Below are 6,769 nucleotides of genomic sequence, written 5' to 3'. Positions count from 1 at the left end.
GGTCTGCTCCCTTCACTGTGTCGAGGGATCAGATCATCGCGCTACCAAAAGGTTCCCAGGATTTGTTCAACAACGCCGTTTATTATTGTTGATTGCGCCAACCATGGGATTTGGCCAACTGACCGCGTTCTATGATATTCCTAACTTAGTCAGAACGGGGTTAACTGCAATTAGTGACGATCCGCTTGTGATCATGCTATTGATCGGGGTCTTTTACATTATTATCGGCACCTTCATGGAGTCTTTGGCTCAAATCGTTCTCTTTACAGGTGTTTTCTTACCGCTCGTAATCAGCTTAGGCGTTAATCCGATCGTCTTTGGTATTTTTACTGTTATCACCTGTGAAATCGGCTTTCTCACACCTCCCCTTGGCGCAAATTTAAATATTGCAGCAAGGGTTGCCAATATTAAGATAGAAGATGTCTCTCTCGGCGCCATTCCATTTATAGGGGCGTACGTCATTTGTTTGATTCTACTCATTGCTATCCCTCAAATGGCTCTGATCCTACCTGAATTTTTCTATAGCTAAACGTTGAGTATTATTTATGTTTGATATTATCTTAAAAAATGGCACCGTATATGATGGTACGGGATCGACTCCTTTCATTGCCGATGTAGCGATTTATGAAGGTAGGATCGTGGGGATCGGTGGGTTCACTGAAGCGATAGACGTCATTGATGTGACGGGGCTGGCAGTTTCTCCTGGCTTTATAGATATGCATACGCATTCTGATTTTACCCTTTTAGTTAACGGTAATGCTGAAAGCCAAGTTCATCAGGGAGTGACAACAGAGGTCATTGGGCAGTGTGGCTTTAGCTCCGCGCCAGTTTCATGCGTGGAAGATGCAAAAGCGATGTCTATCGGATATATCAATGACAGTGTTGATATCAGTTGGCGTAGTTTTGGTGATTACCTAAGTAAGCTCGAGAGCTCTGAACTTGGAGTTAATGTCGCCGCCTTTGTCGGCCATGGCACTGTGTATAAACTGGTAATGGGTGATAACGGCAATGCTTTACCATCAGATGCCCAACTCGCAGAGATGGCACAAACGCTTGAGGAGTGCTTCGAGCAGGGAGCAATCGGCATGTCATCAGGCTTGGAGTACTATCCGGGCCGAATGACATCTCCAGAGCATTTAGTGCCATTATGTGAAGTCGTGGCTCGGTATAATGGATTGTATGCCACCCACGTCAGAAACCGTGATCTGCACTATGATCTTGGTTTTATCGAGGCGATATCAACAGCGCGGGTTTCTGGGGCGAGGTTGCAAATTTCTCATATCCAACCGAAGTTTGGTGCCCCTAAACATGCAATGCGACATACATTAGATATGATTGCTGTAGCAAAAGAGCACGGTGTTGAGGTCGGTTTTGATATTATTCCTCATGATTGGTCACATACTGGCGTGATGCAAATATTGCCTTCATGGGCACTGGAAGGCGGAAGTGAGCGCCTTCGTGAGCGCCTTAGGAACCCCACGCAAAGAGCGTTAATAAAGCAAAATCCAACCCCGATGTGGAAGCTTGTCGTCGCTGAGCAATGGGAGAAGATTGTTTTACTTTATTCTGTAGAGAATGTGGACTTAATCGGTTATAACTTTGCTCAGATCAGCGAGATTCGTCAGTCTTCCCCCTATGATTGTGTTCTTGATCTCTTACTCGAAGAAAAAGATATCGATGCGCTGCAATGGACATCGCAGAGCTTTTGTGACGACGATATTGAGTTATGTTTACAACAGCAAGAATGTGGCGTTATTTCTGATACCTTAGCTTTAGCGCCTTATGGGAAGCTAAAGGATCATATTGGCTCTTTAAGTGGTTACGGTTGGGCGGCAAGGTTTTTACAGGTTTATGTGCATAATCGAAAGGTCTTAACGTTATCCCAAGCCATCAACAAGTTGACCTTATTGCCGGCTGAACAATTACGTTTAAAAGACAGGGGACGGATCGCGGTTGGCCAGTATGCCGACATTGCGATTTTCGACCCCAGTGATATCAGAAGCAATTGCTCTATTAGCAATCCGAGGAAATATTCGTCAGGGATCGCACACGTGATTGTGAATGGCCGCTTCTCCTTAAAAGACGGGGAGCGTACAAATACTAACAATGGTCGTGTTTTGAGAAGGGAATCATCAAGATCTTGAATGTTGGCAATAAGGGTTGGGTTTTCTTCTCGATAGATACAATCTCTGGATATAGATCAGTTCCTGCTTGGCCTGCCGCGTTTTTTTCGGACTCAGATCGTGGGCGTCCTTGAGTTGGCGGCCGGCAAGAACTCACAGAAGGCTTTGGAATAAACATGCCCCCGGCCCGGTTGGTATTCGAACAACACTCCGGCGTTGTGCTCTGTTCGGGGGCCGATATATGCACAGAGGAAAGGTTTACTTTGGGCTTCCGTGCCGGTTTTTTCAATACTTCTAAATAAACTAACGAAATGAGTTTTCCAGAGAGCCAGTACTAATTAACCTCAGATCGGTTTAAGCCATCGCCATTAATCCCGATTTTTCAGTACTTGTGATGTTGAGCGATGGTTTTTCTGGGTTCAGACAGTCGGCGATTAATCCGCTATGTCAGTTCAGCATGAAGCCGTGTAGACGCCTGTGGCGAGAATACTCTATCTGATAAATGCTTTTCAGTGGGTCATTGATGGTTTCGTTAATGCACCGTTTTGACAACATTGCTCTAGCCAAAACTGTATGTACTTTGGTTTTTTTATGTTTTTCTGGGTATCTTCGCCAGCAACTGGCTGAGCCAAGGTATGGTGGGGGAGTTACTAGTAGGTTCTGGGTCGAGGCGGTGTTCACTATAGTCAGACCATATAGTTGTCACTGAAGCTGCCTATCAGCACTTGATCGTTTGAGCGTAGCTTGTAACGCCTATTGTCATTAGCTTTCTTGTCCAGATATTTTAAGCCAGAACAATTTTTCTGCTTGCACATGATGTGTTTCTTCTAGCGGTGCTTTTTGGCTGTCTATTATTTCATTGTGGTTGAAGAGCTAATCCGTTCCGCTAAGAAAACATTGAGCCATTTCTTGTGTGTTTGTGACTACTCAGTTCTTGAAAGGGTGGTGCTTATTTTTCGTAACTAACGGGTAGCATCGAGATCTACGTATTTACCACAAGAAGAAACGCAGCATGGATACGCACCGAAGGCATTAGGAGTGCGTAATTAATGGGTCTCTGAGCCTTTCTATACCCAAGTCATGCTATCCATTACTATTGGCAATTTTTGTTCTGAAATATATCAAATTATAAAGTTGCCATTTTTTGTTTTATTTGTTTTTTTTCATGATCTTAGAGAGGTTTTCGTGTTAGTTGAATTTTACTTATGTATAAATTGGAATAGTTGATGTTTGCTTATATTGCCATCGGCTATCACATAATGGCAAAAGTGTCACAAATTACAATGTAACCGTTTGAATAACAACCTAAATATTGCACCATAATCACTCTTATGCATAAATTCACACATAAATACAACAATGCTTAATAAAAGCTGAATACGGGAATACTCAGATAAGAAGGAAAAAATAATGAATACTGTGAATATGATGAAGGGACTTATCGTTGCCACAATGGTTGCACTATTAGTTGGCTGTGGTGCGATGAAAACGGCAATGACCAAGCAGGATTTGGTTGTTGAGTCTCAGGTCACTGGTCCTGTTGTTCTAGAACCAGTCGCGCCTTCAAAGCGAATTGTATATATCAGTGTCCGCGACCTTACGGGGAACAATATGCGACGTGATACTATGCAAATGCTTAAAAAACACTTGGGGACCGAAGGGTTTTACGTAACTGATGACCCTGATAAAGCAAATATGATGCTCAATGCTTCGGTTATCCAAGCGAAGAATACTTCAAAAGAAGAAGCATATGGCTATTTAACCTCTGGGTTTGAGGGAGCGTTAGTCGGTGCGTCAACTGCTGCAGTATTGGGCGCCGATGGCCGCACGACTGCCGGTGCAGGTTTAGCTGTTGCTGCTGTTGGTTTCCTTGCGGATACTATGATTTCAGATACCTATTATACTTTTGTACTTGATGTTCAAGTACGTGAAAGGCCGCTTGAAGGTGACAAGACCGTTAGCCGCTCAGGTTCAATGCAGGCGTCTGGCCACGCAACGAACACCAGTGCTGTAGCATCAAAGCGTGTGAGCACTGTAGAGCGTGGTGAGAATTTTAATTGGATTGTGCACGAAACACGTATCGTTACCACTGCAAATCAAATGAACCTTGATATTAATGATGCTATCCCTGTTGTACAGGAAAGGACAGCGATGACATTGACTGAAATGCTTCTGTAATACTCTTTTATTAATTAAATTTTTCCCGTAAATTTGACGTCATTGGGATAGCATATTGGCTATCCCATTTTTTTGTGAACTATTAGCAAGATAACTTGCTAAAATTGTCGCAGTATTATGAGAGTGATGCGTGAAAGTGTTTTTTCTGAATGTAATGAGATTGCTGATAATATTGTTGAACCGCCACTCAGGTAGTTCATTGAAGAGAATATCGGTGGCAAACCAGTCAGCATAACCTTCTTTATAAAAATTGAGTTTACGTTTATCAGTCGTGATATTGGTTTTCATATAGTCATAAATCGGTGAGCCATCAATACCGGCTAAACTGTGCCCAATTTCATGGAGTAAGGAAAAAGCCACGGCATCATTATGTTCTTGCTCATTAGGCCAGATGTGGCGTCTTAATGTGAATTCATCATAAACAATGACTGCCAGATTATCTTTTTTTGGGTTGAATTGGGATAAATCATAAAAACGAGTACCACGGGTGGGATTTTCTTTGAGCTCTTTTTGGGCAAAGGCTATCGTTTTATTCGCGAAAGATAAAGTGTATTCCTTTGTCAAAGAGTCAATAACTTTGTTGATGTTTATATTGTCAATTTCACCTCTTGTGAACGCAGATTGTGACACGAAAATATAATTATGGTTAGGTAGGAATGTGGGTTCGAAATAACTTATGCCAATTTTCATAACTTCAGCTCTAATACTTTCTATTTCACCAAATGCAGAGTGTTCGGGATTTGCTCTCGTCAGGTAATCATTGGTCATTGATTCAATTTGCATCGCATTTTTAGACGTTTTTTGCAAATTTGTGCAACCAGAAGATACAGCCATGAGAAAAAGTACTGCGATAAGCTGTTGAATTAACATAACCCTTGCTCCTGAATCTGTGATCTTAAACAGATAGGGGCAATTTCAGTTCCAGAAGATGAAATAGAGCGTCTCAGTATTGATATTTTTTAAATGATTTTTTCAGTGAGAATGCCGCATCGAGGGCAGTGCAACCGCCGAACTAGAACCCTCAGGTTAACTGCATACTTCATGATATTTCTATCTGAGACGGTTTTTCTCGAAGTATCATGCACTTCAACAGACGCTGAACCACAATGGCATATTGGATGGTGAGTCGGAGATAAATGAACTGTAAGGAAGTCTGTGTGTTGCTCAATTCTAGTTGGAATAAACCTTTCTCAAAGAGGGAAAGGTAATGTAGTGTTTAGCATGTAAAAACGGTTGGTTGTGATAGTGTTGTTTGGCGATTACACAATAACGTAATCCCGACCGTTTTTCGTATCCGCTCCCGCAAATCCGCGATTAACCGTATTTCAATCCAAACTAACAACCATCCTTAGTCTTATCAGCATATGGCGCTGAATGACATGGGCTATTGCTTGAAGGGAGCGATGGTTTGTTATGTCTCGCTTCTTTCATTCGTTGATGATTACGTATTCCGGCTCATGCTGAATATCCATTCCAAATTTTATTGTCATTAGCTTCCGTGTCCAGATATCGATTGGCTGTGAGTGAATACTCGTGAGCTTGCAATATTGCCCGCTATCGTCGGTAAAAGAGAGATGAGAGGTATCGACATACATCAGCAAAGTTTCAAGCGGAATTGGTGGTGAGTCATGATGAGTACTAGGCAACCATAAAGAAGGCCCATGTCTACTGGCGTTTACAATATGCGTTTTATGAGCCTTTCCGACTTCGCTAACGAAATCAATTTCTCTGATGTGATCTATTTTTGTAAAGTTTTAAAAAGCACTTTTGGGATCGTTAGTTCAATTGAAAAAGAGGTAACGTTAATTAACAATAACGTGGATATTTTCATCAAAAGGCAAAAAGTGATCTATTGTAAGCGTATTTTTGTCCTTTTGCCGCAGTTGTTGCATTTATAAATCGCATGATAAAACATTTTCTCAAGCAGATTTCTTTTTATGCGTTGAGCAAAAGGTTGATTACAGCACATCTAACAATTTTCCTTTATTGGTGTATTCAGGTGATGAATATAAGATACTTAGTTGATTGTTTGTGTGATATCCCTCCCAAAAAAACTGTTTGTGGTGAGTTTTTTGTATTTGAGGTTGTGATGCCTCTTCCTGGTTTCTGTGCTTTTAGTCATGTTTGTATAAAATAAAGTACAGTCGCCATTGTGCTTGCTTTAGTCATGGCCTTCACCCATAGAAGAAATTACCTTGTAGTCCTGCATATGAAGAGAACCTTTTAGCTAAAGTGAAAATGTTGCGAGAGCATCCGTTTTGGGAGGCGTCGTTGAACAAATCCTGGGAACCTTTTGATAGCGCGATGATCTGATCCCTCGACACAGTGAAGGGAACAGACCGATGGGTAAGTCAAAACGCAAGATCACTAACTGGAAGCAGTACAATCAACCACTGGTCAACCGGGGCTCATTGACGTTCTGGATGGACGAAGCGGCTATCGATACCTGGCTTTGCAAAGAGCACCAC

Annotated in this window: 4 protein-coding genes and 2 pseudogenes; 4 read left to right on the top strand and 2 right to left on the bottom strand. The window is 42.0% G+C overall.

The window, feature by feature from the left end; all coding sequences use genetic code 11:
* Both NHN17_RS25145 and NHN17_RS25140 read left to right on the top strand, forming a co-directional pair.
* Nucleotides 1-529 (top strand): TRAP transporter large permease subunit (locus NHN17_RS25145; protein WP_255045411.1); only part of this gene is annotated, 529 nt, incomplete at its 5' end.
* Between the two features lie 16 nt (nt 530-545).
* Nucleotides 546-2,144 (top strand): N-acyl-D-amino-acid deacylase family protein, encoded by a 1,599-nt coding sequence (locus NHN17_RS25140; protein WP_255045410.1) that lies wholly within the window; start codon nt 546-548, stop codon nt 2,142-2,144.
* 333 nt (nt 2,145-2,477) lie between these two features.
* On the opposite strand, the pseudogene NHN17_RS26140 reads toward NHN17_RS25140, so the two are convergent.
* A pseudogene (locus NHN17_RS26140) lies at nt 2,478-2,720 on the bottom strand (transposase); the annotation flags it as partial.
* Between the two features lie 813 nt (nt 2,721-3,533).
* Between NHN17_RS26140 and traT the strand changes: the two are divergent.
* On the top strand, nt 3,534-4,301 hold the full coding sequence (traT, locus tag NHN17_RS25130) for a complement resistance protein TraT (RefSeq protein ID WP_255045409.1): 768 nt from the start codon (nt 3,534-3,536) through the stop codon (nt 4,299-4,301).
* Nucleotides 4,302-4,340: 39 nt separating this feature from the next.
* Here traT and NHN17_RS25125 read toward each other — a convergent pair whose 3' ends face one another.
* Nucleotides 4,341-5,171, bottom strand: a complete 831-nt coding sequence (locus NHN17_RS25125; protein ID WP_255045408.1) for a hypothetical protein — start codon at nt 5,169-5,171, stop codon at nt 4,341-4,343.
* A 1,472-nt stretch (nt 5,172-6,643) separates the two neighbouring features.
* Here NHN17_RS25125 and NHN17_RS25120 point away from each other — a divergent pair.
* A pseudogene (locus NHN17_RS25120) lies at nt 6,644-6,769 on the top strand (IS5/IS1182 family transposase); the annotation flags it as partial.

Origin of the sequence: Photobacterium pectinilyticum (assembly GCF_024357955.1) — a bacterium.
In the GTDB taxonomy this organism is placed as follows: domain Bacteria; phylum Pseudomonadota; class Gammaproteobacteria; order Enterobacterales; family Vibrionaceae; genus Photobacterium; species Photobacterium pectinilyticum.
The sequence above is the reverse complement of the archived record's forward strand: the minus strand, read 5'-3'. Positions and strand labels throughout refer to the sequence as shown.